Source organism: Methanobrevibacter sp., from assembly GCF_045541095.1.
Classification (GTDB): domain Archaea; phylum Methanobacteriota; class Methanobacteria; order Methanobacteriales; family Methanobacteriaceae; genus Methanocatella.
The window spans coordinates 1-3,197 of sequence record NZ_JAZQIJ010000276.1; the positions used below are offsets into that span (position 1 = coordinate 1).

Below are 3,197 nucleotides of genomic sequence, written 5' to 3' on the forward strand. Positions count from 1 at the left end.
AAAAAATTCATAGACCTAAAATAGTCTCCAAATATATTAAATAAAAATAAACACAATAAAATTAATTAAAAAAGATTGTACACCCAACTTGCAATTCATCCACGACCTAAAAGAGGTCATGGTATTCTTGCATTATTTAAGATAAAACGGGACATCATGGAATTGGCACCCTGGCCTATCGAATCCCCGAATGAAAATATGAGAGTAACGAAAGGTATTGAAACACTCACTGCAAAGGAAGCGTGAACGTTAATTTGCGATACCCATGCCAAATCGACAATACCGTAAATTGCATCAAAAATACAAAAAGCAATAATAGGTATACTCAGATGCCAGAAAGATTTTTTAGGTAGTGAAACCATGTCAACTTTATCATTCATTATTATTTAAGAAATTGTTAATATTTAAATTTAATTTTGTTTTGCAACCGATAATGATAATTTGTTGCTTTAATTTTGATTTTTTACATTAATCCCCTTGATATTTGATTTGAAACTGATTGTTCTTTTTCAAAACTTTTTACAAAATTAAATTTTTCCTCAAAATCTTAGTTTTGGATTTAAAGAATGCTGTCTGATTTTTGAAAAAAAAATTCTTTTATCAGAAGTGTCAAAAAATCATCGTATATTTCAAGACAAAACGTTTAGAAAAACATACAAAAAAAGTAAAATGAATAATGCAAGCTTTACAGCCTGCATTGAAAAAATTTTCGCAAAAACGCCCCAGGGCCAATCAGGAAATTAAATCTTCAATTTATATATAACGCTTCCTGCTCATGAAATAATTTTTCTGTTAATTTGATTTTTTCTACACAATATCTTTGTTCGTTCAATCTTGATTTTAAGTATTCATGAAACTTCTCTTCAACTTTTTTTAAGTCATACATCTTGCCACACCCAACAGATATAGTTATAACTAATCCACTTTCCAGAGGAAAATTTTGACTTCTTAATAGCGAATGGAATATTTTTTAAAAAAAAATTACTGTTACTATGCGCTCCAAATTAGTGAAAAACGCATTTTTCAATCATTTCATATAAACCCGATTGCAAATAGTTAAGGAAGTTATTAATATGACAAATTGGAGAATGTAAATTATCGTTCAATCCTTAACAATGAACACCTTAATTTTAAAAAAACATCACCTAAAACTTATCCAAGTTTTCAGCTACCTCTTCACCGAATGGAGTCAGTCTGTACAGCCTTCCTTTTCTGGATTCTTCGTTGATGCATTCCGCAATATTTTCATTTTTAAGTTCTGTCAGTATTTTAGAGATATGATTCGGCAAAATTTCAGTGTCTTTCGCAATCTGAGTTGGAATTTTCACTTCATTGTGCAATGCCTTAACTGTTCGAAGCCTGTATGAAGATACTGAAACATACGCAATCTTTTTTAGTAACTCTACATCTAAATCGTCTTTCATAGTTTATAATATATTAGTAGACTATATAAAATTTGTGTATATATACGCTATTTTGCACTAAAACATGAAAATTTTGTGAAGTTCCCGACTTTAACAAGCCGGAGCATTAATGCACACCATAAAATTTCAGTCATAACCCTGAGATTCAAGATACTCGTCTATTTTGTCATTGTCCCCGTATTCGTAGTGGTCGTAATACCAGTCAGGATCGTTTTTGGCAATCGTATGAGGCGAATCGTCAACGCCTGAATAATGGGACGAAGAAGATGATGAGCTGCCGCCGTTGCTTACGTAATAATGAGTGTTTGAATCATCATCTGAATAGCTGTTCACAGTAAGGATGCTTACACAGCTTGAAACGGTGAAAATCAGTATGATTGCTATTATCAGAACGGCAATTATCTGGTTGTTCCGGTTCCATCCCTTAAATTCGTTGATGAAATTTGGATTGGAGTGGCCGTTTGCAATTTGAACATCCCTGTAGGCTTCAAAATACGCATATGCCCAAACAAGCATTGCAAGGATAAGCACTATGTTAACAAAGACTCCTATAGCTATGAGAAGAACTCTCACGCCCAGAAGAATCAGTCCCTTTTTGGTGTTGCCCGCATATATCGAACCGAGTCCTGTGAATATAAATGTCAGCAACAGTGCAATGTAAACGTTTTTGTTCTGTCCGTGAGCTATCTTTTTTCCGCAGCTGGAGCAGAATGTGGCATTGTCCGGAAGTTCCGCTCCACAGTTTTCACAATACATAATATAATATCTGATAACTGTTGTATATAACTTATTGCAAAAAAGATTGCAATTGAACGATACATATTACAGGTAAAAATACTTAACAATCAGTAAACACAGATTATTTATCTGTAACTATATTATTTTTTAGAGGTTTGTGGAAAATGAAATTATTCAAAAATGAATCAGCGGAATTGTGGTATAACAGAATTTTACCACTCATCATAATTGCAGACTTTATTCTGATTACCGTTTCCCTCATTTTGAATGTTTCAGAATCTACAATGAACCATATTGAAATTTTTGACTTTATTGTCTGCATAATTCTTTTGGGAGAATTTTTCTATAGCCTAATGAAGGCTCCTTCTAAAAAAAAGTTCCTGCTCAACCGGGACAACATCCTGCTTCTGATTGCATCAATACCCTTCGACTTTATAATCGACCTGTTCATGCCGGGTAATTTTCCGGGATCCATTTTCGGATACCTCAGAATATTAAGGTTAATTAGAGTAATCAGCTTTGCGAGAATGGGATCGTTTATGGAGTTTTTTAAAAAGACAGAATTTCACAAAATCATAATCGCAATAGTCATCATCATACTGGCATTCACAGCGCTGTTTTATGTATTCGGAACCACCTACAGTCCTTTCGATTATTTCTATTTCGTCATAGTCACACTGACTACCGTCGGATACGGAGACATCACCCCTCAGACATATAACGATAAGATACTGACAATGATTCTAATTCTGATTGGAATAGTCATCTTTTCAACAATTACCGCATCCATATCATCATATCTCACCGACACCATGCTTGAAAGCGATGACGACGGCATTGATGATGTTAAAAAAAGCCTGGAAGAAAAGTCCGAAAAGATTGAAAGTGAACTTGACGCCATCAGAAAAGAAAACCGGGAACTGCGTGAGGAAATTAAAGAGCTTAAAGAGATTATTGAAAACAAATAAGCATATTTCCATTTTTGCATTTAAATAATTTCAAAAAGCAAACACTAAAAATCAGTGCACATTATAA

Annotated in this window: 4 protein-coding genes; 1 reads left to right on the plus strand and 3 read right to left on the minus strand. The window is 33.6% G+C overall.

What is annotated here, in order from left to right; genetic code table 11:
• Positions 1-116: 116 nt before the first annotated feature.
• The 3 genes from ACKI2P_RS12010 to ACKI2P_RS12020 form a co-directional block, all read right to left on the minus strand.
• On the minus strand, positions 117-380 hold the full coding sequence (locus ACKI2P_RS12010; protein WP_407377843.1) for a hypothetical protein: 264 nt from the start codon (positions 378-380) through the stop codon (positions 117-119).
• Positions 381-1,145: 765 nt separating this feature from the next.
• Complete coding sequence (locus tag ACKI2P_RS12015) at positions 1,146-1,424, minus strand: transcriptional regulator (protein WP_407377845.1); 279 nt, start codon at positions 1,422-1,424, stop codon at positions 1,146-1,148.
• Between the two features lie 126 nt (positions 1,425-1,550).
• Positions 1,551-2,180: a zinc-ribbon domain-containing protein gene (locus tag ACKI2P_RS12020; RefSeq protein WP_407377847.1), complete on the minus strand. Its 630-nt coding sequence runs from the start codon at positions 2,178-2,180 to the stop codon at positions 1,551-1,553.
• 146 nt (positions 2,181-2,326) lie between these two features.
• Between ACKI2P_RS12020 and ACKI2P_RS12025 the strand changes: the two genes are divergently transcribed.
• On the plus strand, positions 2,327-3,130 hold the full coding sequence (locus ACKI2P_RS12025) for a potassium channel family protein (RefSeq protein ID WP_407377848.1): 804 nt from the start codon (positions 2,327-2,329) through the stop codon (positions 3,128-3,130).
• Positions 3,131-3,197: the final 67 nt, after the last annotated feature.

Excerpts from the sequence above, each read along its gene's own strand:
- ACKI2P_RS12010 (WP_407377843.1), bottom strand. The coding sequence starts at position 380 with ATGAATGATAAAGTTGACATGGTTTCACTACCTAAAAAATCTTTCTGG.
- ACKI2P_RS12015 (WP_407377845.1), bottom strand. The coding sequence starts at position 1,424 with ATGAAAGACGATTTAGATGTAGAGTTACTAAAAAAGATTGCGTATGTT.
- ACKI2P_RS12020 (WP_407377847.1), bottom strand. The coding sequence starts at position 2,180 with ATGTATTGTGAAAACTGTGGAGCGGAACTTCCGGACAATGCCACATTC.
- ACKI2P_RS12025 (WP_407377848.1), top strand. The coding sequence starts at position 2,327 with ATGAAATTATTCAAAAATGAATCAGCGGAATTGTGGTATAACAGAATT.